21 protein-coding genes and 3 tRNA genes are annotated in these 24,373 nt (G+C 37.6%); 12 read left to right on the forward strand and 12 right to left on the reverse strand.

Annotated features, from left to right (window positions below):
* Nucleotides 1-15: 15 nt before the first annotated feature.
* Entirely contained in the window at nt 16-1,107 is a 1,092-nt protein-coding gene (locus NQ536_RS13635; RefSeq protein ID WP_044998265.1) for a PTS transporter subunit IIC, read from the reverse strand.
* Nucleotides 1,108-1,142: 35 nt separating this feature from the next.
* A complete protein-coding gene (locus NQ536_RS13640) occupies nt 1,143-2,657 on the reverse strand; it encodes an aminoacyl-histidine dipeptidase (protein WP_004852773.1) in 1,515 nt (504 codons plus the stop codon).
* A 208-nt stretch (nt 2,658-2,865) separates the two neighbouring features.
* On the opposite strand from NQ536_RS13640, the gene NQ536_RS13645 reads away from it, so the two are divergent.
* Together NQ536_RS13645 and NQ536_RS13650 are read left to right on the forward strand one after the other, a co-directional pair.
* Nucleotides 2,866-3,711 (forward strand): Mrp/NBP35 family ATP-binding protein, encoded by an 846-nt coding sequence (locus NQ536_RS13645; RefSeq protein WP_022058149.1) that lies wholly within the window; start codon nt 2,866-2,868, stop codon nt 3,709-3,711.
* Nucleotides 3,712-3,739: 28 nt separating this feature from the next.
* Nucleotides 3,740-4,654 (forward strand): radical SAM protein, encoded by a 915-nt coding sequence (locus tag NQ536_RS13650; RefSeq protein WP_022058150.1) that lies wholly within the window; start codon nt 3,740-3,742, stop codon nt 4,652-4,654.
* Nucleotides 4,655-4,797: 143 nt separating this feature from the next.
* On the opposite strand, the gene NQ536_RS13655 is transcribed toward NQ536_RS13650, so the two are convergent.
* Together NQ536_RS13655 and NQ536_RS13660 are read right to left on the reverse strand one after the other, a co-directional pair.
* Nucleotides 4,798-4,870, reverse strand: a tRNA-Lys gene (locus tag NQ536_RS13655).
* A 152-nt stretch (nt 4,871-5,022) separates the two neighbouring features.
* Nucleotides 5,023-5,095, reverse strand: a tRNA-Lys gene (locus NQ536_RS13660).
* A gap of 260 nt (nt 5,096-5,355) precedes the next feature.
* Between NQ536_RS13660 and trmB the strand changes: the two genes are divergently transcribed.
* From trmB to NQ536_RS13710, 10 genes are all read left to right on the forward strand, one after another.
* A complete protein-coding gene (gene trmB, locus NQ536_RS13665) occupies nt 5,356-6,009 on the forward strand; it encodes a tRNA (guanosine(46)-N7)-methyltransferase TrmB (protein ID WP_004852764.1) in 654 nt (217 codons plus the stop codon).
* Between the two features lie 72 nt (nt 6,010-6,081).
* The gene (locus NQ536_RS13670; protein ID WP_004852761.1) at nt 6,082-7,206 is read left to right on the forward strand and encodes an ATP-binding protein; all 1,125 of its coding nucleotides are present in this window, start codon (nt 6,082-6,084) and stop codon (nt 7,204-7,206) included.
* A gap of 71 nt (nt 7,207-7,277) precedes the next feature.
* The gene (argS, locus tag NQ536_RS13675; RefSeq protein WP_004852759.1) at nt 7,278-8,969 is read left to right on the forward strand and encodes an arginine--tRNA ligase; all 1,692 of its coding nucleotides are present in this window, start codon (nt 7,278-7,280) and stop codon (nt 8,967-8,969) included.
* A 1,244-nt stretch (nt 8,970-10,213) separates the two neighbouring features.
* Complete coding sequence (locus tag NQ536_RS13680) at nt 10,214-10,984, forward strand: ParA family protein (RefSeq protein WP_004852756.1); 771 nt, start codon at nt 10,214-10,216, stop codon at nt 10,982-10,984.
* A gap of 13 nt (nt 10,985-10,997) precedes the next feature.
* The gene (locus NQ536_RS13685; protein ID WP_004852753.1) at nt 10,998-11,969 is read left to right on the forward strand and encodes a ParB/RepB/Spo0J family partition protein; all 972 of its coding nucleotides are present in this window, start codon (nt 10,998-11,000) and stop codon (nt 11,967-11,969) included.
* Between the two features lie 31 nt (nt 11,970-12,000).
* On the forward strand, nt 12,001-12,528 hold the full coding sequence (locus NQ536_RS13690; protein ID WP_004852750.1) for a DUF4446 family protein: 528 nt from the start codon (nt 12,001-12,003) through the stop codon (nt 12,526-12,528).
* A gap of 137 nt (nt 12,529-12,665) precedes the next feature.
* On the forward strand, nt 12,666-13,955 hold the full coding sequence (serS, locus tag NQ536_RS13695) for a serine--tRNA ligase (protein WP_004852748.1): 1,290 nt from the start codon (nt 12,666-12,668) through the stop codon (nt 13,953-13,955).
* A 50-nt stretch (nt 13,956-14,005) separates the two neighbouring features.
* A complete protein-coding gene (locus NQ536_RS13700; RefSeq protein WP_004852745.1) occupies nt 14,006-14,878 on the forward strand; it encodes a DUF3881 family protein in 873 nt (290 codons plus the stop codon).
* A gap of 103 nt (nt 14,879-14,981) precedes the next feature.
* Nucleotides 14,982-15,055 (forward strand) — tRNA-Arg (locus NQ536_RS13705).
* 152 nt (nt 15,056-15,207) lie between these two features.
* Nucleotides 15,208-16,182 carry a 3'-5' exonuclease gene (locus NQ536_RS13710; protein WP_022058155.1) on the forward strand — a complete coding sequence of 325 codons (975 nt, stop codon included), beginning with the start codon at nt 15,208-15,210 and terminating at the stop codon, nt 16,180-16,182.
* A gap of 86 nt (nt 16,183-16,268) precedes the next feature.
* On the opposite strand, the gene rsmG is transcribed toward NQ536_RS13710, so the two are convergent.
* The 8 genes from rsmG to rpmH form a co-directional block, all read right to left on the reverse strand.
* Nucleotides 16,269-16,979 (reverse strand): 16S rRNA (guanine(527)-N(7))-methyltransferase RsmG, encoded by a 711-nt coding sequence (rsmG, locus tag NQ536_RS13715; protein ID WP_004852740.1) that lies wholly within the window; start codon nt 16,977-16,979, stop codon nt 16,269-16,271.
* A gap of 4 nt (nt 16,980-16,983) precedes the next feature.
* Nucleotides 16,984-18,876: a tRNA uridine-5-carboxymethylaminomethyl(34) synthesis enzyme MnmG gene (gene mnmG / locus NQ536_RS13720; RefSeq protein ID WP_004852739.1), complete on the reverse strand. Its 1,893-nt coding sequence runs from the start codon at nt 18,874-18,876 to the stop codon at nt 16,984-16,986.
* Between the two features lie 12 nt (nt 18,877-18,888).
* Complete coding sequence (gene mnmE / locus NQ536_RS13725; RefSeq protein ID WP_004852736.1) at nt 18,889-20,268, reverse strand: tRNA uridine-5-carboxymethylaminomethyl(34) synthesis GTPase MnmE; 1,380 nt, start codon at nt 20,266-20,268, stop codon at nt 18,889-18,891.
* 207 nt (nt 20,269-20,475) lie between these two features.
* Nucleotides 20,476-21,108 (reverse strand): RNA-binding cell elongation regulator Jag/EloR, encoded by a 633-nt coding sequence (gene jag, locus NQ536_RS13730; RefSeq protein ID WP_004852732.1) that lies wholly within the window; start codon nt 21,106-21,108, stop codon nt 20,476-20,478.
* Nucleotides 21,108-22,442, reverse strand: coding sequence for a YidC/Oxa1 family membrane protein insertase (locus tag NQ536_RS13735; protein ID WP_004852730.1), 1,335 nt, complete (start codon nt 22,440-22,442; stop codon nt 21,108-21,110). The genes jag and NQ536_RS13735 overlap by 1 nt, the downstream gene beginning before the upstream one ends.
* A gap of 11 nt (nt 22,443-22,453) precedes the next feature.
* Nucleotides 22,454-22,666: a membrane protein insertion efficiency factor YidD gene (yidD, locus tag NQ536_RS13740; protein ID WP_004852727.1), complete on the reverse strand. Its 213-nt coding sequence runs from the start codon at nt 22,664-22,666 to the stop codon at nt 22,454-22,456.
* 4 nt (nt 22,667-22,670) lie between these two features.
* Entirely contained in the window at nt 22,671-23,012 is a 342-nt protein-coding gene (gene rnpA / locus NQ536_RS13745; RefSeq protein WP_022058157.1) for a ribonuclease P protein component, read from the reverse strand.
* A gap of 158 nt (nt 23,013-23,170) precedes the next feature.
* The gene (rpmH, locus tag NQ536_RS13750; protein ID WP_004852723.1) at nt 23,171-23,305 is read right to left on the reverse strand and encodes a 50S ribosomal protein L34; all 135 of its coding nucleotides are present in this window, start codon (nt 23,303-23,305) and stop codon (nt 23,171-23,173) included.
* Nucleotides 23,306-24,373 lie beyond the last annotated feature (1,068 nt).

Below are 24,373 nucleotides of genomic sequence, written 5' to 3' on the forward strand. Positions count from 1 at the left end.
GATTTCAGCCAGTATTTATGATAAAGTCATATCTCCATCCTTAACCCAGCCGAGTTTTCTCACCACCATATTGATGAGTGGACAGAGAACTGCAGGAAGTACAAATGAGATAAGTATAAGTCCAATCCAGTCTATAGCTGTAACTGCTGACTTGGTTCCCGCCTCGATATCATTCATCCATCCTGTGTACACTCCGATCTGTCCAACCAGACCACATGTACCCATACCTGATGATACAGGAGTTCCGTTCATCTGAAGCTTGAACAGACATGTTGCAAGAGGGCCTGTGATCGCAGATGTAACTATAGGTGCGATCCAGATTCTTGGGTTCTTTATGATGTTGCCCATCTGGAGCATGGATGTTCCTATTCCCTGTGAAACCAGTCCGCCCCACTTATTCTCTCTGAATGACATAACCGCAAAGCCCACCATCTGTGCACAGCATCCTGCCACAGCAGCACCGCCTGCCAGTCCTGTAAGTCCAAATGCCGCGCATATCGCAGCGGATGATATCGGAAGTGTAAGCGCCACACCGACGAGAACTGATACCGCAATACCCATCCAGAACGGCTGAAGGTTTGTAGCTAGCATGATGAGATCTCCGACCTTCATGGCTATGGCACCAAGTGTAGGTGCAAGAAGAGCAGACACAGCCACACCACTTCCGATGGTCACCAGAGGTGTCACCAGTATATCTATCTTTGTCTCCTTTGAGACAACCTTTCCAAGCTCAGTTGCGATAACCGCAATAAAATAAACTGCCAGAGGACCACCTGCGCCGCCCAGGGCATTTGCCGCAAATCCAACTGTTATCAGTGAGAACAATACAAGCTGTGGGGCATTAAGTGCATATCCTATAGCCACCGCCATCGCAGGTCCTGCCATAGCAGATGCGAGACCTCCTACTGTATAATCCGTTCCATTCACGGTCGCAACAACCGCTTTGAGAAATCCTACACCAAACTGATTGCCAAGTGTGTTCAGTATAGTTCCGATCAGCAGAGTGCAGAACAATCCCTGTGCCATGGCACCCAGGGCATCTATTCCGTATCTCTTGACACTGAACACAATGTCCTTCTTCTTCAAGAATCCTTTTACCTTTTCCATCATTCTTCTCCTTATTGAAATTATATTGCTGTCAATTACTTCAATTTCTCAAGTATACCAAGTGTATACCTCCATGTTCTCTGTACACTGGCAACATCCATAGACTCTCTGCTGGTATGGATATTTTTCATATCCGGGCCAAATGATACGCAGTCCAGACCAGGCAGCTTACCGGCAAAAAGACCACACTCCACCCCGGCGTGAAGTGCCTGTATAACAGGCTTTCTTCCATACTGCTCTTCAAACACATCCACCATAATATCTCTGAGAGGAGAATCATGTCTGTACTCCCATGCAGGATAATCTCCCTGCACATCCAGATTTCCACCAGCCGAGACTGATACACATCGGAGCTGATCTATCAGATTTTCCTTTTCAGACTGTACACTGCTTCTTACTGAAAAGCTTGCTGTGACCTCATCCTCAGTTGTCTTCAATATTCCAAGATTCAGCGATGTCTGCACAAGCCCTTCTATATCATTGCTCATCTTCTGAATTCCATTTGGCATCATCATAAGACTCCTGATAACTATATCCGATGACTTTTCTGTCATAACTCTGTTGATCATGATTCTACCATACATATCGTTCTGCACATCATCCGCGTTATTATATGAACCCAGATCATCTGACAGATCCGTTTCTACTTTCACTACAAGCTCTGGATCAGTATTTCCAAATTCATGCCTCAGAATCTTCTCATTCTTTTCCGCAGATTTTACAAAGTTATCCACATTCTCCGGATCAATACCCACATATGCCTCCGCCTTATTAGGTATTGCATTGTCCTTAAGACCGCCCTGTATAGATATCAGTCTATATGGAACATCCCTTCCTATATTATATAGAAGTCTTGCAAGCTGCTTGTCGGCATTTGCCCTCTGTTTTATGATCTCTACGCCGGAATGTCCACCGGTAAGACCCTCTACAATAATTTTCACAACTGAATGATCATCTTTTGCATTCTCATATTCAACCGGAATATGGCACGTAGCACACGCACCTCCGGCACATGACACCAGCAGGTACCCTTCATCCTCAGAATCCAGATTGAGCATGATCCGTGACTTAAGTGGACTACAATCAATCGCCGCAGCTCCCAGCATTCCTATCTCCTCATCAACCGTAAATACACACTCAAGTGGCGGATGTGGTATATCATCGGCATCCAGTATAGCCAGCGCAAATGCCACAGCTATCCCATCATCTCCACCAAGAGTGGTTCCGTCGGCGGATATCACTCCGTCCTCAAACACCAGTCTCAGTCCATCATGTTCAAAATCTATATCACAGTCCGTATCCTTCTCACATACCATATCCATATGTCCCTGCAGCATAACAGACGCGCTGTTCTCATATCCCGCAGTTCCATCCTTGAATATAATTACATTGTTGCTCCCGTCCTGTATAAATCTCAGATTTCTGTCTGTGGCAAACTTCACCAGATAATCACTTATCCTCTTTGTATCAGACGATCCGTGTGGGATCCCGCATATCTCCTCAAAAAAACGAAACACTTCATTAGGTTCAATATTTGACAAAACTCCCATCTTTTACGCTCCTTTTTATGATATCAACCAACTATTATGCCTCTGATTATATATTTGACACCCGTCAATTTCAACTCACCTCAGAAATTTCATAGTGTCCGCCTTCGTTGACTTTGCACTCTCTTAATGATATATATTAATCAAATGCGTATCATCGCATAAAACATAGATCGCACATACATATCTGTGCGATAGATTGGAGAGTATCATGTCAGAAAATTGTACACATAATTGCAGCAGCTGTGGTCAGAGCTGTTCAAGCAGAACAGAACCACAGAGTCTTATCATAAATGCGCATCCAGACTCACACATAAAGCACATTATCGCTGTTGTAAGTGGAAAAGGCGGCGTTGGAAAATCATCAGTCACTTGTCAGCTCGCTGTTCTCATGCAGCGCATGGGATTTAAAACAGCCATACTTGATGCCGATATAACAGGACCATCCATACCAAAGGCATTTGGTGTAAATAAAACACCCGAGGCAGAGGGAGATTATCTCTACCCTGATGAGACAAAGACAGGAATCAAGATAATGTCCGTAAATCTTCTCCTTGACGACGAGACAACCCCTGTTCTGTGGAGAGGTCCTATCATCGCCGGCACAGTAAAACAATTCTACTCAGATATCATATGGGGAGATGTAGACTACATGTTTATCGACTGTCCTCCTGGAACCGGGGATGTTCCGCTTACAATATTCCAGTCCATCCCTATAGACGGCGTCGTGGTCGTCACAACTCCCCAGGATCTGGTCTCAGTCATAGTCGGAAAGGCCGTTCACATGGCGGACAGCATGAACATTCCAGTTATAGGAATGATCGAAAATATGTCATATTTTGAATGTCCAGATTGTGGTAACAAACACTACATCTTTGGAAAGAGCAGACTTGAGGAAGTCATGAAGGAGCTTTATATCGGCAATGCCATAAGACTTCCTATCAACCCCAAACTGGCTGATCTCATGGATCAGGGAAATGTAGAAGATATGAATGCAAATGCTGACCTTCAGGAGATGGCTGATCTCATAAGCAGCTACGATCCTGATAAACTGTAATAGATATGTAGTTATTATGGAGGTTTCTATGGATATAGAAAAAATGCTTGAAAAATGCATACTTTGTCCGAGGAAATGCGGCGTCAACAGAACAAATGGAAGCACAGGTGCCTGTCACACTGGGGAAAAAGTCAGGGTATCACGGGCTGCACTTCACATGTGGGAAGAACCTTGCATATCAGGTGAAAATGGATCAGGTGCCGTATTTTTTTCCGGTTGCGCTCTTGGATGCTGTTTCTGCCAGAACAAAGATATTTCCAGAGGCAGAGCAGGAAAAGAAATATCCATAGAAAGACTTTGCAACATATTTTTTGAACTTATGGATAAGGGTGCCAACAATATCAATCTTGTGACACCCGACCACTATATTCCCCAGATTGTATCAGCCATAGATATGGCCCGCAAGAGAAACTTCCATCTCCCATTTGTCTACAATTGCAGTGGATACGAAACGGCCGATATGATCCTGATGCTGGACGGATATATAGATGTATACCTTCCTGATTTCAAATTCATGTCGCCTGAGATAGCCTCCAGATACTGCAACACCCCTGATTATGCCAGCTACGCCAAACAATCCATAGCTGAGATGGTCAGGCAGTGCGGTGGAGCAAAGACAAACTTCAATCAGTATGGCATCATGCAAAAAGGTGTAATTGTACGCCATCTGCAGCTTCCGGGACACATCGCTGACTCAAAATCAGTCATAACCTATCTGTATAACACATACGGCGACGATATCTACATAAGCATAATGAACCAATACACTCCTATGGAGGGAATTGAGGAAGATTTTCCTGAACTCGGACACAAAATCGCACCTGAAGAATACGATGAGCTTGTGGATTATGCCATCGATATCGGCGTTGAAAATGGATTTATTCAGGAAGGTGACACAGCAGACGAAAGTTTTATCCCCGCATTTGACAATGAAGGCGTATAAATGATTGAGTATAAATAATGATCTGTACATGTAAATAAACCGTCATATAGGAATTCGTGTAAATACGATATCTGCATGACGGCTTATTTTATCGCACAAAAAATGGATCAGCCGCAATTTATTGCAGTCAATCCATCTTGTAGTGGGCCGCCGGGGGCTCGAACCCCGCACACCCTGATTAAGAGTCAGGTGCTCTACCAAATGAGCTAGCGGCCCGTATTCGTTTGCTTGCTGTGTTGTCACAACAAAATAAAGTATACATCAATCCAAAGAATAATGCAAGTATTTTTTTACTCATTATTTTCAAATATTTGTTGTGACAAAAAAATGGATCAGCCACAATTTATTGCAGTCAATCCACCTTAAAGTGGGCCGCCGGGGGCTCGAACCCCGCACACCCTGATTAAGAGTCAGGTGCTCTACCAAATGAGCTAGCGGCCCGTATTTGTTGTTTGCAATGTCGTAACCATCACAACAGATTAGAGTATACATTAGTTTATTTAATAATGCAAGCATTTTTTTATTTTTTTCTATATTTTTTTATATTCTGCCTCTAGCTTTTATTATAATCCTGATCTGTAAGTATTTGCATAACATTTTAATAAAATTTGAATATCATTTTTTGCTATGTTATTATAATAAGGTATGTTCTAATATCATTCAGATTAGAAAAACCGATTATATGGAGATTATATATTATTATGAGACTGAGAAATGTTAAAGGTTCAAGGGAAACCATTGCAGCAAATGACTTTGTTATCAAAGACGAAACCGAGATGAAAGGCAAGTGGCACGAGCTATTCGGCAACGACAACCCAATACATATAGAGATAGGAATGGGCAAGGGGCAATTTATCATCGAGCTTGCCAAAAGAAATCCTGATATAAACTATCTGGGAATAGAGAAATACTCCAGCGTCCTTGTGCGCGCAATTGAAAAGCGAGAGCAGGAATTAGATTTGAACAACCTTTATTTTATACGAATGGATGCAGAATATATAACGGATGTATTTGACAAAGATGAGATAGACCGTATATACCTGAATTTCTCAGATCCATGGCCCAAGGACCGACATGCCAAGAGACGTCTCACATCCACACATTTTCTTGGATTATATGATCAGTTTCTGGCACCTGAAGGCCGTGTTATTTTTAAAACTGACAACAGAGGGTTATTTGACTTCTCACTTGAGCAGGTACCTGAAGCCGGATGGATACTTGAAAACTACACTTACGACCTTCACAATTCCTCATATAACGAGGGGAATATCATGACAGAATACGAGACAAAGTTCTCAGCCATGGGTACTCCAATCAACAGACTTGTAGCATACAGAGAAAAGAAGCAAAAATAAGCAATAACCATTTGTTGACACACTGTTTTTGGTATACTACAATAAAAAATTATACAGGGAAAGGAGTATATCATGGATAACTCATCTATAGAAAGTCTGAAGCTCGTCCGCAGCACAAATCAGGATCTGCTCAACTTTTTTAATGATTCATATATAAGTAAACTGGAACAGGTTCAGTCACTGAAAACTGAAGAATTTGAACTCAAAGCCAAGATCGACCAGTTGATCAAGACTCTCGATGTATACTCCTTCAAAACCAGTACTGGTCATAACGTTTTCTCCCCATTTTCAGCAAATACCACTTCACAGCAGGAGAAAGCAACACAGATAGAACTGCAGCTGAAGGAACTTCAGGATATCCAGTCCACATTAAAGCTCCAGATAAAAGAGGAGGAGGAGGAAACCGACCTGTTAAAGCGTCGAATAACCAGTCTCTCGACATCAAACAGACATTTGGACGATCTTTTATCTGAAGTGACCGAGGAAGTTTCAACCATCCAAGAAGAAACCACCGAAACTGAAGATTCCGAAGATAAACCGGAGGACAACATCAACCACGGAATAAATATTTTAAAACTCCAACAACACGAGAAGAAAATGCTTGCGGAAAAGATACAGTCTGACATAACTGATGTGCTTGATGCCAATTCCCACAAGCTAGAGGTACTCTCCTGGCTGATCAGATCAGATATTAACCGTGCCAAGGTAACTCTTGAGGAACTGACTACATCGACATCAAAGCTGGCAGACCAGGTCGACGAATTAGCAAATTCTCTTGTAAATGAAGTTGATTCGGATGAACCGGTATGGACTCTTCTAGAAAAACTGTTCCAGAACTATAAAGATGAACATCCTGAGTGTGGCATCTCTTACGACATCAATTGTACTGACTACGCCATCAACATTCCTGATATAGTCTCAACACATCTTGTTCTTATAATACAGGAGCTGATGAACAACGTGTTCATGCACTCCAATGCGAACAAGGTCAATATCAAGATATATCTCAGCAGCAGACTTATTGATGTATATATTAATGACAATGGTGTTGGAATTGACAACAACTACTCATCTAACAGTCCATGGTACAGCGGTCTCCACAAGATCAGCGAAATCATTTATCTGCTGGGTGGTACATTCAAGATCGACGGTGACATCGTAAGCGGAACAAACGTGAGATTTACGTTTCCATTGTAATATTATATCACAGACCGTTATTGTTAGTGATAAACTTACATTCAAATAAAATAATTAAAGGATATTGTATTATGAAAGAAAAAATTGCAGAACTTATTTCAAAAAATATAGAAGGGGTAGATGCCTCAGACATAATCGCATCTATAGAGATTCCACCACGTCCTGACATGGGCGACTATGCTTTCCCTTGTTTTAGACTTGCCAAAATCATGAGAAAAGCTCCAAATATGATAGCTGCCGATATCAAAGAACAAATCGGGGACGTTGATTTCATTGAAAAAATTGATGTTGCTGGCGCATATCTCAACTTCTATATAAAGAAAGATATATTTGTAAAGACTATGATAGAGGCTGCCAACTCAGTTAACTTTGGATGCTCAGATCTTGGAGATGGTCAGACTATCTGCATAGATTACTCATCTCCTAATGTAGCAAAGAATTTCCACGTAGGACACCTCAGAACAACTATCATCGGAAACTCTCTCTATAAGATATATTCAAAATTAGGTTATAAAGTTGTCAGAATAAACCATCTTGGTGACTGGGGTACACAGTTTGGTAAGCTTATTGTTGCTTACAAGGCGTGGGGTACAAAGGAAGCTGTAGAAAAAGATGGAATTGCCGAGCTCATGAAGCTCTATGTAAAATTCCACGAAGAAGCTGACAAGAATCCAGAACTTGTCGATGAGGCAAGAGCATGGTTCAATAAGATGGAGAACGGTGATGAAGAAGCACTCAGCATATGGCAGTGGTTCAAGGATATCAGTCTCGTAGAATACAAAAGAACATACAATCTTCTTGGAATGGATTTTGACTATTATCTCGGTGAGAGCTTCTACAGAGATAAATGCCAGGCTGTTGTTGATAAAGTTAAAGCTGCCGGACTTCTCAAAGAGAGCGAAGGTGCAATGATCGTTGACCTCTCAGATTATGACATGGCTCCATGTATCATAACAAAGAAAGATGGAAGCTCTATTTATGCTACTCGTGATCTTGCGGCAATATTCTACAGAAAAGATACATATAACTTTTCAAAATGCCTGTATGTCACAGGTCAGGAGCAGAAGCTTCATTTTGCACAGGTTTTCAAAGTCGTTGAGTTACTTGGTAATGAATGGGCTAAGGATCAACTTGTACATATACCTTATGGTCTTGTTAGTCTTGAGGGTGCCAAGCTTTCAACCAGAAGTGGAAATATCATATATGCAGAGGATATTCTCAAAGATGCCATTGCTAAAAGTCTTGAGATAATCACAGAAAAGAGTCCTAATCTTCCTAACAAAGAGGATGTTGCTAAAAAAGTCGGTGTAGGAGCAGTTCTCTTCAATGACTTATACAACCAGAGAATAAAGGATGTATCATTTAGCTGGAACAAAGTTCTCAACTTTGATGGAGAGACAGGTCCTTACGTTCAATATACACATGCAAGATGCTGTAGTGTAGTCCGCATGGATGAAAACTTTGATTCTTCAGCACCAGTCAACTACGATCTCATAACAGAGCAGGATGCAATTGAACTTCTCAAGGAGATCAACAGATTCCCTGCAGTTATAAAGGATGCAGCAGACAAATATGAACCATCAATAGTCGCAAGATTTGCCGTTGATGTTGCTCAGGCATTTAACAAGTTTTACAATTCAACAAGAATAAACGTTGATGATAGGGATCTCAAGAATGCAAGAGTTATGCTCACATACCTCACAAAGAATACGATTGCTGAGGCATTAAATCTTCTTGGAATTGAAGCCCCAGAAGCTATGTAATATACAAGCTATGTGATATACATCGAAAGTATCTTATATATCAATGAAGATATAATTTAAAATATGAAATAAAATCATATACAATAATATTGAAAAAGAAGAACAAGTACCGTTTATAAACAGGCGGTACTTGTTCTTCTTTATTATTTAACTTTGTTTTATTTTTCTATTAAAAGTGTTTTTCTTAACATGTTTTATTGAAATTTACCATTACTCCATCATAAATATAATATGTTTCTACCTATTTAATATGTAAGTGATCAGTATAATTCTAATTTTAAATGCTTGTACGTCTTGTTTCTTCTAATTATATATGAGTATCTAGTACATCATTCGTAATACTTTCACAGTATTTTTCTTTTATCTATAAAAGTTTCACGTGAAACATCATTTTGTTTTATATCAAATAAAATCATATATAATAATATTCCTTCATATTCTATTTTTTCAGATGCCATTTAGTACAATTATTTAATTATTAAATTATTTATATAAGTTTATTTATATATATGTTATTTTTTATGTCCGTTTATATAAGAATAAATACATTACATGTTATGACATGAGTTACTTTTAAATTTACTTTAAAGATTCTTATAGAGCGGTTATTTATTGTATGTGTTATACCATATACCTCTTTTATAGAATTTCTATATCTGACATTGTTTTTCTAATTTCACAACAGTTATCTATATATTCAACTAAATTATAAGAAAATCTTTAAATTTCTAATAAATATATTCTTTCCAGTACCTATTTCATTTCAGTATTATGTTTCACGTGAAACATTTATATGTAGTCGACCTGACAGCTGTCTTTAACAAAGTTATTGTATCACTAGCCGTAACATATATTATTTATTCCACACACAATTCATTATTATATATTACACTCACACAATAATTATGTTATATATCTTTATTTCAACACATAATCAATTACTCTTTTGTGTCAGGGAATTAAATGAGATATTAAAATTTTATCATCTATATTTAACAACAATATTTTTCTTATTCATATGGCATTAAGTATACATAAGTGTTATAATAGACAAGCACTATTTGATGGGAATTATGTTTTATAAACAAAAGATACGTTTTATTTATAAATAATCATTTCTTATTTACAAATTATAATGTTTTATTTACTAAATTACTAATGTTTCACGTGAAACATAAATGACTTACGGATATTTTTTAACAAATCCATGTGTGAAACATTTTTTCTACTAAAAAGGAGTAAAAATGGGCAGAATAATAGCAATTGCGAACCAGAAAGGTGGTGTTGGCAAAACTACCACAGCTATAAATCTTGCCGCTTGTCTGGCTGCAAAAGGGAAAAAAGTTCTGGCTGTTGATATGGATCCACAGGGTAATATGACAAGTGGTCTCGGTGTAGATCGTGATTCACTGGAATATACTGTATACGATATGTTGCGAAATGAATGCAATATCGGAGAATGTATGCTTATAAATGTCTATCCGGGACTCAATCTTCTTCCAGCAAACAGAGAACTGGCAGGTGCAGAGGTTGAGTTTGTCGGCATGGAGGACATGCAGCATATACTCAAGACACATATCAGAAAAGTCAAGAATAAATTTGATTATATTATTATAGATTGTCCTCCAGCTCTTGGAATGTTGACAGTAAATGCTCTGACAGCAGCAAATACGGTTCTTGTACCAATACAGTGCGAATTTTTCGCACTTGATGGTCTGTCACAGCTCGTATATACTATTGAATTGATAAGAAAAAATCTGAACCGCTTACTAACAATAGAAGGCGTTGTATTCACAATGTTTGATTCAAGAACAAATTTATCAGTACAGGTTGTTGAAAACGTCCGCGATAACCTGAATCAACATATTTACAACACCGTAATACCAAGAAATGTAAGATTAGCAGAAGCTCCAAGTTACGGAATGCCAATTATAGAATATGATCCAAGATCAGCTGGAGCAGAACATTATATGATGTTGGCGGATGAAGTTATAGAAAACGACTATTACAGATAAATGGAGGAATAAAATGGCACAGAAAAAAGGATTAGGAAGAGGATTGAATGACCTTTTAGGTACATCTGATGCTTCCAGGTCCCCTAGATCAAAAAAAACGGATAATGATCCATCCTCTTCTCCAGAAAAAGAAGTAAAAACTGTCACAAAAGAGGTAATTAAAGAGGTTGTTAAGGAAGTTGAGCAAAAAATCAACATAAATCTCATAGAACCGAACAAATCTCAGCCAAGAAAACAGTTTGATGAAGAGGCATTACAGGAATTATCAGATTCCATAAAGAAATACGGGGTGTTAGAGCCTCTTATTGTCACAAAAAAGAGCGATTATTATGAAATAATTGCAGGAGAAAGGCGTTGGCGTGCTGCAAGGCTTGCCGGATTGAAAGAAATTCCTGTTGTTATAAGAGAATATACGGACAAAGAGATTATGGAGATCTCACTTATTGAAAATATTCAGAGGGAGGACCTCAATCCTATAGAGGAGGCTCAGGCATATGAGGCTCTGATCTCACAGTACAATCTGAAGCAGGAAGAGGTTGCAGAAAGGGTTTCCAAGAGCAGATCAACCATAACAAACTCTCTCCGACTTCTCAAGCTCTGTGAGGATGTACGACAGATGGTTATGTACAATATGATTTCAACCGGTCATGCAAGAGCACTTATTCCTATAGAAGATCCAAAGCTTCAGTATGAGACAGCTGCGATCGTATATGACCAAAAGCTCAGTGTTCGAGAGACTGAGGCATATGTAAAATCCATATTACAAGCTAAGCCTGAAGAAGAAAAAGTAAAAAAAGAACCAGATAAGGATTTATCCGTATTCTATTCTGATATAGAAAATAAGTTAAAATCCATTCTTGGAGCAAAAATTGCAATAAAAGCTTCAAATAATAACAAAGGAAAGATAGAAATCAACTACTATTCCCAGGATGAACTTGACAGAATAACTGAGATGTTATACTCAATCAATAAAGAATTGATGTAATAAATGCGCAATCAAGGAAGGACAATATATAATGGAAAGTTCCATACTACAGAAAATAGGTATTGATCCTGCATACATACTTATCGGTATGTTAGTTCTCATAATCGCCTTGTTTGTACTATTATTCTTAATGATGGGCAATATAAAAAATAGAAACAAACAGATTAAGCGGCTGTTAAGCGGAACCCAGGCAGGTGATTTGGAAGATATTATAATGAAGCGTTTTGCCGAAATGGATGCGGTAAAGAACAATTCTAAAAGGCTTACAAAAGAGCACAAAGAAATTCAAAGCCATTTATCATCCTGTGTAAGCAAGATAGGTCTTGTGAAATACAACGCATTTGATGGAATGGGTGGAAATCTGAGTTTTGCCCTGGCACTAATGGACAATGATAACAACGGCGTTGTGTTAAACAGCATGCATACAAGAGAAGGCTGCTTTAATTATGCAAAAGAGATTATTGGTGGAGAATCATATGTAGCTCTTTCTGAAGAAGAAAAAGAAGCCATAGAAAAAGCTAAAACTCTTGAAGATGAAATTGCAGAGAACAAATTATAAAAAGTGATTTTATATTATGTAACCACATTATTATGGTATATGGTCTAGTTTATGGACTAGTATATTTTTATAAAAATTACACTTTTACCAAGACAAATAAACAAAATTTTAAAATTATATTTTAATAGGAGGATATCATGATTGATATTAAATTCTTAAGAGAAAACCCAGACGTAGTAAAACAGAATATAAAAAACAAGTTCCAGAATGACAAGCTTCCACTTGTTGATGAGGTAATAGAGCTTGATAAGCAGGCTCGTGCTGCTCAGCAGGAAGCTGATGCACTCAGAGCTAACAAGAACACCATCGCAAAGCAGATTGGTTCTCTTATGGCTCAGGGGAAGAAGGCTGAGGCTGAGGAAGTTAAGAAACAGGTAGCTGAGACATCAGCAAGACTCAAGGAACTTGAAACTCTTGAGCCTGAACTCAAAGAAAAAGTTAAAAAGATCATGATGATCATACCTAACATCATTGATCCATCAGTTCCTATCGGTAAGGACGATTCAGAGAATGTTGAGGTTCAGAGGTATGGTGAGCCTGTTGTCCCTGACTTTGAGATACCTTACCATGCAGATATCATGGAGTCACTTGGTGGTATTGACCTGGACTCTGCAAGAAAAGTAGCAGGAAACGGCTTCTACTATCTCATGGGTGATATAGCAAGACTTCATTCTGCTATCATCTCATATGCAAGAGATTTTATGATTGACAGAGGATTTACATACTGTATTCCTCCTTTTATGATCAGAAGCAACGTTGTCACAGGTGTTATGAGTTTTGCAGAGATGGATGCCATGATGTACAAGATTGAGGGCGAGGATCTCTACCTCATTGGAACATCTGAGCACTCTATGATTGGTAAATTTATAGACACTATCATTCCTGAAGAAGAGCTTCCTAAGACTCTTACAAGCTACTCACCATGTTTCAGAAAAGAAAAGGGTGCCCACGGTATCGAGGAGAGAGGTGTATACAGAATACATCAGTTCGAGAAGCAGGAAATGATCGTAGTCTGTAAGCCTGAAGACAGCAAGATGTGGTTCGATAAGTTATGGCAGAATACAGTAGATCTCTTCAGATCAATGGATATCCCTGTAAGAACTCTTGAGTGCTGCTCCGGTGATCTTGCAGATCTCAAGGTAAAATCAGTTGATGTTGAGGCATGGTCTCCACGTCAGAAGAAGTATTTTGAGGTTGGAAGCTGTTCAAATCTCGGTGATGCACAAGCAAGACGTCTCCAAATCAGAGTTAAGGGAGAGGATGGAAAGAAATACCTTGCACACACTCTTAATAACACTGTTGTTGCTCCTCCAAGAATGCTTATTGCTTTTCTTGAGAACAATCTTCAGGCTGATGGCAGAGTAAGAATTCCAGAGAAGCTTCGTCCATACATGGGTGGCAAGGAATATCTTGAGAAGACCAAATAAATAACCATAAATCAGACTAAATTACATTTATCTTACAAGGAGGTATCAGAATGCATAGTTTTCTACCAGCTATAGGGTTTTCAAACATAAATAACAGACAGCAGCTGGAACCAATATACAGACAGGTACTTCAATCACCAACGAAGAAAATAATCACAACTATAAGTTCAGATACCCACCTTGTACAGATAAGTAAAGACTTTGGTGATAATTTTGGCATATCTCTTGTTGGTGAAATGTCGTCCAGCGGAGCACTATCAATAGAATACTATTTTCCATATGTAGATTCAAAGCTTGCAACAGATCATTTGAATATATATGCGGAAAAGTACACTGACAAATGTGCATATGCTGGTGTGAGCAACAACTATAATCTCGGAATGACATTGATATTTTTCATATCTAATGTTGCAGATTATGAAAAATCAAAATGGCTCAATAAATCAAATAAAAATATATCCAGAACATATTTTTCAGGGCTTTCCAACGATGGAACTATAATTCTGGATATCAACAAAAGTGGAGAAAACAGGAACACCAGATCATCTAATCATAAAAGGAACAAACTTATAGAGGCTGCAAAAAAAGGTGATCCAGCGGCCATAGAGAGCCTCACACTTGAAGACATGGACACCTATAATCTTATTGGAAAAAGAACTCACTCAGAGGATGTTCTTTCAATTGTAGAATCATGTTTTATGCCAGTTGGAATAGAGACAGATCACTATGCGGTTATAGGAAATATTACTGCCTACCGAGAAACCGCCAACACTTTCACCAATGAATCTGTGTATCTTCTGGACATCGAGTGCAATGACCTTTTATTTACAATTGCAATAAATAAGAAAGATCTTTTTGGAGAACCGGCTCCGGGAAGAAGATTTAAAGGAGATATATGGCTCCAGGGCCATATTATCATATGATCCAGATTTTCGTAATTTGAGTTTATGTGACTTATAAGTTCACGTGATTCAATTCATAAATATTGACTATCACTTTTTTTAGTGATAAAATAATAATTGATGTGCATCTGTAGCTCAGCAGGATAGAGCGTCCGCCTCCTAAGCGGAAGGCCGTGGGTTCGAATCCCGCCAGGTGCACTATTTTTCATAAGGAGGGACCCACGTAAGTGGGAGGTTTACTTGTGAATCACGCAACCGTCGCGCGCAGCGCCTTCAAATGCGGTTGCACCATTTTTTCATAAGGAGATAATTTTTTACCTCCTATAATACATTCTAAAAGGGACATGACTATGAATTATATTGTTATGGATCTTGAATGGAATCAAAGCTACAATGGTCATATGGGTGAACATCCACGTATGCCTTTTGAAATTATAGAGATTGGTGCTGTAAAAGTTGACAAGAACCTTAATATTATCGATGAATATTCAAGTCTTATCAAGCCAAAAATTTATAAGAAGCTCCATTCAAAGATCAGAACAATTCTGAACTATGATGAGAACGACCTTAACCTTGGACGAGGTTTCAAGGAAGTATGTTCAGAATTTCTTGAGTGGTGTGGAGATAATTACATATTCTGCACTTGGGGTCCTATGGATCTGACAGAGCTTCAGACCAATATGGATTTTTATTATATGGACAAACTTCCAAGGCCATTAAAATTTTTAAATCTTCAGAGCATTTATGCAAGTATTACCAATCAATCCGGATCTCCCCAGACGATGAGTAAGCTTGAAAAAGCTGTAAGTGAAATGAATATTCCTGAAAATGAACCTTTCCACACAGCTCTCAATGATGCGCGGTATACCGCACTTGTTATGAAAGAGATGAAAGTCAAAAATATAAACCAATTATACAGTTTTGATCTCTACATTGCTCCAAAAGATAAAGCAGAGGAGATAGAAGAGTTTCATAACAATCAATATGAGTATATCTCTAGAATATTTAAAAATAAACAAGTTGCTCTTGATGACAAAAAAGTAACAGAAATAAAATGCTTCAAATGTAATAAAAAAGTCAAAACATATATTGACTGGTTTTCTAACAGTCCTTCATCTTACATGTGTGTTGGAAAATGTTGGATGCACGGATGTTTCTGTGGCAAAATAAAATTTAAAACATCAAACAACAGCTACTATATTCAAAAAACGATCAAACCAATTGATAAAGCAGGAATAGAAGCGATAAAACAAAAACAGGAAGATATCAGGGAAAAGAGAAAGGAAAAGAGGCATATGAAATCCTCTGGTTCCTCTATCAAATAAAAAACAGCCTTACTACAGGCTGTTTTTTATTTATCTAAATGTATCTATTATGTTGTAACTTCCAGATATTAAACCTTATACTCTACCTATTTAGATATAAGTTTCTTTGAAGCACCAGGCTTTCTCGGATATTTCTTGTCAGTATTAGCTATTTTTTTAACAAACACGAAACTTCTTTGATTATCTGTTTCAGGAATATTTGTATTAAATATATTTTCCACCTGACCGCCAAGTATTCTTATCGCTTTTTTTCCATCCGTCATCTCGTCACTCAGAGCATTTGACTTATATGGAACGAAATACCCTCCAACCTTTGTAAATGGAAGACACCATTCAGAAAGAGTTGCAAGATTTGCAACTGCCCTAGATACTACAAGATCATATTTCTCCCTGTAAAGAGGATTTTTTCCTCCATCTTCGGCTCTCGAGTGAACGGTCTCAACATTATCAAGTTCCAGTTCTTTTATAACCTCATTCAGAAAATTGAGTCTCTTGTTCAGAGAATCCATGAGAGTAACCTTTAACTCAGGAAAAGCTATTTTTAAAGGTATCCCAGGAAATCCGGCACCTGTACCAACATCCAGAACACTTAAATTATCATGAAGATCTTTATATTTGTACAATAAAAGGCTGTCAGCAAAATGCTTGATTATCACATCATCCCTATCTGTGATTGCAGTAAGATTCATAAAGCTATTCCACTCCACTAAAATGTCGTAATACCTTGAAAATTGCTGCAACTGTTTCTCGCTGAGTTCCAGCCCAAACTGTCTGACTATATCGTTAAGTTTGTCCATTCACCTATTCTCCTTCAGAAAGTTTTCCCTTCATCTTCATATATACCAACAGAACAGATATATCTGCAGGTGAAACACCTGAGATTCTTGACGCCTGTCCAATATTTTCCGGTCTTATCTTTGAAAGTTTCTGTCTTGCCTCAAGTCTCAGATTTTTTATCTGCTCGTAGTCTATATCATCAGGTAATCTTCTGCTCTCTAGCTTCTTGAACTGATGCACCTGCTGATTCTGTCTGTCTATATAACCCTTATACTTTATAGTTATGTTTATCTGCTCTATAACATCATCGGGAAGCTTTTCACGACCTTCATCTATTTCCTCAATATCCTCATATGACAATTCAGGTCTTCTTATAAGTTCAGCTAAAGATGCTGCTGTCTTCAGTCCTGTGCTGTTCTTTTTCTCAAGAAACTTCTGAATGGTAGCATTTGCTCCCACCATGGTATTCTCAAGTCTGTATATCTCTTTCTCTATCTGTTTCTTTTTGAGGATAAACTTTGAATATCTCTCATCATCTATAAGTCCTATATCGTGTCCGATATCTGTAAGTCTGATATCAGCATTGTCCTGTCTGAGAAGAAGTCTGTATTCAGCTCTTGATGTCATCATCCTGTAAGGCTCAGATGTCTCCTTTGTCACGAGATCATCGATGAGAACACCTATATATGCCTGAGATCTGTCTAGAACAACAGGAGTTTTTCCCTGTACCTTTCTGGCAGCATTTATTCCTGCCATAAGTCCCTGCGCTGCAGCTTCCTCATATCCTGAACTTCCGTTTATCTGACCTGCACCGAAAAGTCCGGATATAGTCTTAAATTCCAATGATGGCTTGAGATTTATAGCATTTATACAATCATACTCTATGGCATACGCATTTCTAATGATTTTTGCATTCTCAAGTCCCTTCATACTGTGTATCATATCATACTGCACATCCTCAGGAAGAGAACTGCTCATTCCCCCCATGTACATTTCATTTGTAAATTCACCCTCAGGCTCAATAAATATCTGATGTCTGCTCTTATCAGGAAACTTTGTGACCTTATCCTCGATGGAAGGACAATATCTCGGACCTGTTCCCTCAATCACTCCTGAAAAAAGAGGAGATCTCTCTATATTGTTTCTTATAATTTCATGCGTTTTCTCATTTGTATAACAGAGCCAGCAAGAAATCTGTTCTCTTTTTATATCGCTTTCTGTATTTGTGAATGAGAAAGGTACTATCTTCTCGTCACCCTTTTGTTCTTCCATCTGTGAGAAATCTATGGTTCTCTTGTCAAGTCTCGCCGGAGTTCCCGTCTTGAATCTCCTTATAGATATACCAGCATTCTTCATGGAATCAGACAAATGATTTGCCGCCATAAGTCCGTTTGGTCCAGTGTGATAAACCACATCACCATATATACATCTCGCTTTGAGATATGTTCCAGTACAGAGCACAACCGCCTTTGCCTTGTAGGTTGCACCTGAATATGTCTTAACACCTTTTACAATTCCATCATCGACCAAGATTTCTGACACTTCAGCCTGTCTCAAAGTAAGATTATCAGTATTTTCAAGGGTATACTTCATTGTGCGTGAGTAATTTGCCTTGTCAGCCTGTGCTCTTAGAGAATGTACCGCAGGTCCCTTTGACGAGTTGAGCATTTTGGACTGTATATATGTCTTATCTATATTTTTTCCCATCTCGCCGCCCAGAGCATCTATCTCCCTTACAAGATGTCCCTTTGAACTTCCTCCAACATTGGGATTACACGGCATCATCGCAACACTGTCCATACTAACTGTAAATATAATAGTGTTAAGACCAAGTCTTGCACTGGCAAGGGCAGCCTCACATCCGGCATGTCCGGCTCCAACGATTACTACATCATATTCTTCATCCAAAACAGGCATTTTACTATCCTCCTATTTTCCCATACAGAAATCCTTAAATATCTTATCTGCAAGATCATCCCTCGCAGTCTCCCCAATGATAAGTCCCAGATGTTCATATGCATCCATCATATCTATTGAAAAGAAATCTTCCTCCATACCCATATCAATGCTCTCAATTACCTTTTTCAGAGCATTTTTTGTACAGACAAGTTCATTCTTATGACGTGCATTTGTTATATACAACTGGTCATTGTATGAAAGGCTTCCCTCAAAAAACATTTTGTTCAGCATATCATAGAGTTCTTCACTTCCATCCCCAGTCATAGCCGATAGCTGTATCACTTCAGCATCTATATATCTGCAAATGGCATCTCTTTCAATTTTTATCTCTAGATCAGACTTATTGATGATAACTATTACATTCTTATCCCTGATCTTCTCAATTATTCTCTGGTCATTCTCGTCCAGTTCCACAGATCCATCCACCACATAGAGTACCAGATCTGCCTTGTCAACGGATTTGATTGCCTTATCAACACCTATCTTTTCTACTAAGTCATCAGTCTCTCTTATACCCGCTGTATCTATTATGTTTAATGTTATTCCTCTGACATTTACAATTTCAGAAAGTGTGTCCCTTGTGGTTCCCGCCATATCAGTTACAATTGCCCTATCCTCACCGACAAACATATTGAGCAATGATGACTTTCCTGCATTTGGCTTACCTACTATAACTGTATTTATTCCTTCGGACAATATTTTTCCATTGTCAAATGTGTTAATCAGTCCTTCTACCTGTATAAGAATATCATCAATTATCATTCTGAGTTTATCAGGAAATCCATCCAAACTATAATGTTCAGGATCATCCAGTGCAGATTCTATAAATGCTACATTGTAGAGGATTTTTTCTCTCATATTAACTATCGTATTTTTGAGTCTTCCCTGCAGCTGGTCTACAGATGTCCTCACTGCAAAATCATTTTTTGCATTTATAAGACTCATAACCGATTCAGCCTGTGACATATCTATCCTTCCACCAAGGAAGGCCCTCTTTGTAAATTCTCCAGGCTCAGCAGCCCTTGCACCATTTCTGAGAACCAGGTCTAGAATCTTTCTGAGTACAACTATACCTCCATGACACTGAAGTTCACACACATCCTCACATGTATATGTATGAGGTGCTTTCATAACGAGAAGAATAGATTCATCAATCAAATCATCCCCATCATATATCTTTCCAAATGCAGCGGTATATGATTTCATATTTGAAGCTTTTTTCTTCTTATTTTCAGCCTGGAATACTCTGTCTGTTATCTCACAGGCTCTGTCACCGCTTATTCTGATTATTCCCACACCCGCATTACTTATTCCCGTGGTAATGGCAGCAATAGTATCTTCCTTAAACATCTCTACAATCTATCCTTCCTGATCACAGGTTATCAATTGATCCACCTATGTAGTGTACAACATATGTATTCTATTTTCCACAATAAATATTTTCTATCATAAAAAATCATAAAAAAACAGATCATGTCAAACTGACATGATCCGTCTTTTATAATATCTACAAATGAAACTGCCATAATTTTATCACAGGCACATCCATTATCTATATTATTTTTCTTTCTTCTTGAGATATACTATAACCTTACGATATGGCTCCTCACCCTCACTTTTTGTTGATACATACTTATCATTCTGAAGTGTTGCATGGATGATTCTTCTCTCATAAGGATTCATTGGCTCAAGTGCAAATGATCTCTTTGATCTCTTTACCTTGAATGCAATGTTTTTTGCAAGATTCTCAAGTGTCTCTTTTCTTCTTGCTCTGTAATTCTCTGTATCAAGTTTAACTCTGATATAAGATTCACTCTTCTTATTTACTGCAAGGCTTATAATATACTGGAGAGCATCCAAAGTCTGTCCACGCTTACCAATAAGTATTCCCATCTCAGGACCCTCAAGGTTTATAGATAGTACATTTTCTGTCTCATCAAACTCTATCTGGATCTCTGTCTGAATATCCATTGCTTTGAAAAGACTTTCAAGATATTCTCTTATCTCATCGATAAATGTCTTTTTGCGTCTTGCCTTTATTATACAAGGTTTAGAACCTATACCAAGAAATCCCTTAGTTTCTTCACTAACTACCTCGTACTCAAGATCTGTACTAGGTACTCCAAGCTCAACACTGGCCTGCATAAGGGCTTCATCTTTAGTCTTACCTTTGAATTCCACGAATTCCATTATTTATTTCCTCCCTTATCATTGCTATTGTTCTGATACTTAAGCATTATATTTGCTTTTGATCCTATACTGCCTGGTTTATAAGTAACATTTTTATTTTTATCAATGTCATCACCATCAACATTAACTGAATGTGCTGGATTGACATAGCTCTTAAGTCTTGAAGAAGCCATCTTGTTGATATTCTCTGACTGGCTATTATCTGTTGATGTATTGCCATTCTGAGCATCCATCATTCTTTCATAGAATGACTTCTTATCCGGATTCTTCTTCTTTGCCTGCTTTTTAGCAGCCTTTTCAGCACACTTTGCAAGCAGCTCATCCTTGTCCTGATGATTATAATAAGCATCAACTATGAGCTGAGATATTATCATAATAACAGAACCAACTATCCAGTAAAGACCGATAGCTATAGGAAGAGTTATACAGAATATAAGTGACATGACAGGCATGTAGTACATCATACCCTTCATCATGTTGTTGGCTGTCTGCTGATTGCTATCCATGTTGCTATTCTGTGATGACTTCATGGATATCTTTGTCTGTAAGAACTGCAGGAGAGCAGAGGCAATAGGAACTATCAAAGCTATTGAAAGTTTCCATCCCGGCGCATCTGCAATATTTAATCCAAACAAAAACTGATTCATGTTGTGGAACTGATCAACATAGCTTGCGAGATCAGCATTACCTGTAAGATCAAGATTAGCTATCAGCTTATCCCAATCACTCTTAGAAAACTTATCAAGCACATCAATGATCTGATTCTTTGTAGGATCATCACCCATCTGCTTAAGAGCCATTGTCACAGTGCTGACCTTTGAATCTCCGGCTACATCACTTATAGCCTTGATATAATCAGTCTTTTTACTCAATATGTCCACGATATCGCTGTACTTCTTGGTCATTGAAGGAACATACGCAGGTATGTTCTGGATAACCCTGTACAGACCATAGAATATAGGCAGCTGTATAAGTGAAGTCAGACATCCTGATGCCATGCTGACACCATACTTTTTCTGAATCTTCTGAGTTTCCTGCTGCTGTTTCATCATTGATTCCTGATCAGTCTTGCCTTTATATTTCTTTGTTGCCTTAGCAATCTCAGGCTGGATGAAACTCATGATCTTACTTGATCTCTGCTGTTTAAAATAAAGTGGGAACAGTGCACCTCTCAGTACAAATGTAAATAAAATAACACATACACTGAGATTTACATATGTGAATCCCATATGGCTTCCTATAAATCCAACGAACATATAAATCCAATTGAATATCTTACCAAGCAGCCAACAGACCGGTCCGAGTATCATACCATCTTCTCTAGTTAGAAACATAATTTTCTCCTTTATGGAACTGGATCATATCCTCCTTTTGAAAAAGGATTGCATCTAAGTATCCTCCATACTGCAAGGAGACCACCTTTTAAAACTCCATACTTTTCGATAGCCTCAATTGCATACTGCGAACAAGTAGGAAAATACTTGCAGGTAGCATGTCCCTTAAGCGGTGACAAATACTTCCTGTAAAATCTGATTAAACCTATAAATATTTTTTTCATAATCTTACCCTATGTGGCTTATCTTCTTCAACCCACACAAATGCATCAAAGCACTTTCAATGTCCTGACATTTTTTATCCTTTGATGCCGGCCTGGCTACAATAACTATGTCATAGCCAACATCAATATTTGCTCTGTTTAATCGATAAGCTTCTCTAATTAATCTGGTTACCCTGTGTCTTACCACACTGTTACCAACTTTCTTACTAACAGAGATTCCGAGTCTGTTGTAATCTAAGCCGTTGCTTCTCAGATACATAACTAAATATTTATTGGCTACCGAATTTCTTGTGTTATAAACACTGCCAAACTCTCTGCTGTTTTTTAATGAAATTACTTTACTCATTGTGTAACCACCGAAACTTTGATTATTAGAAAAACTGTTGCTGTGACCATCATATATAAAACACATACCACTCACAAATATACATATGTCATATATACTGAAAGTGTTCAGCGCGTTATGTTTCATATACTATAAAAAAAGGTCACAACCATGTGACCTTACGCTGATAATTTCTTTCTTCCCTTAGCTCTTCTAGCGGCCAGTACCTTTCTGCCATTAGCAGTACTCATTCTCTTTCTAAAGCCGTGAACCTTAGATCTCTGTCTCTTCTTAGGCTGGAATGTCATCTTCATTACAAAACACCTCCTTCTTCACAAATTTACCTGCCCATTATAAATAAAAGCACCATATCAGTCAAGTGTTTTTTGCCGTTTTTGCTAGATTTTATAAGGTTTTCAGCCATTCTTGGGTAAAGGTGACACATTATTCAAGATTAATTTGGTGTACACAATATTCACCATAACAAAATATAGTATTTCTTCATTTTTTTCACTTTTTTTTAATCAGCTGCTTTTTGCTTTACATAATGTTATCAACAAAATGTTTGTAACTTGTGGATAACTTTTTATTTTTAGCTGTTATTCTCTCAAAATCCCTGTTTTTTCAAGGGTTGTTAGTGTTTACAACTATTTTTGATATATAGAAACTACTTAACATAATACATCAAATTAACATTTATTACATATTTATGTAATTTATTTTCATATTTTATCCCTATTTTTCAAATTTACTCCTCTCAAACTTTATAGTTTTAATCTCTAAACCAGGTTATAAACATTTTGATTATAATATATGCTTTAGCAATTTACTTTAATCTACACTAATCATGTCTATATCTCCATATTTTCTCTTTTTTTCAAAATTGTCACATCTTGTATTTTATTTTTTTTAACATCCATATGTTGTATTTAATATAAAATTCACATTTTACCAATCATATTTTTTCAGATTTACATAATGTTATCAACAAATTGTTGATAACTTGTTGATAACTTTTCAAAATCGTTTTGATATGTTTATAAAGTACTTGTATTTATTACGTTTTTACTGTTTGCAAATAATTCACTCCAATTTTGAGTCTATTTACATAACTCCCAAAAGCTTAATTATATTATCAACTTTATCAACAAATATATCAACATCTAATGTTTACTCTTTGTTTGTAATTAGCCGTATTTTTTCGTTATTTTGATTTTTATATATATTACGTGTACCTAACCGTAGAACCACTTAAATTAGAAATAAGCCTAAAATAATCTGTTTTTTACATTTTATATGCTTGAAATAGCCCTATGTTTATTATAAAATAAACTAGTATTATTAATAATAGGAAGATATTTTTTTTGAGGAAGGTTTTTACG

The organism is Coprococcus eutactus (assembly GCF_025149915.1).
In the GTDB taxonomy this organism is placed as follows: Bacteria; Bacillota; Clostridia; order Lachnospirales; family Lachnospiraceae; genus Coprococcus; species Coprococcus eutactus.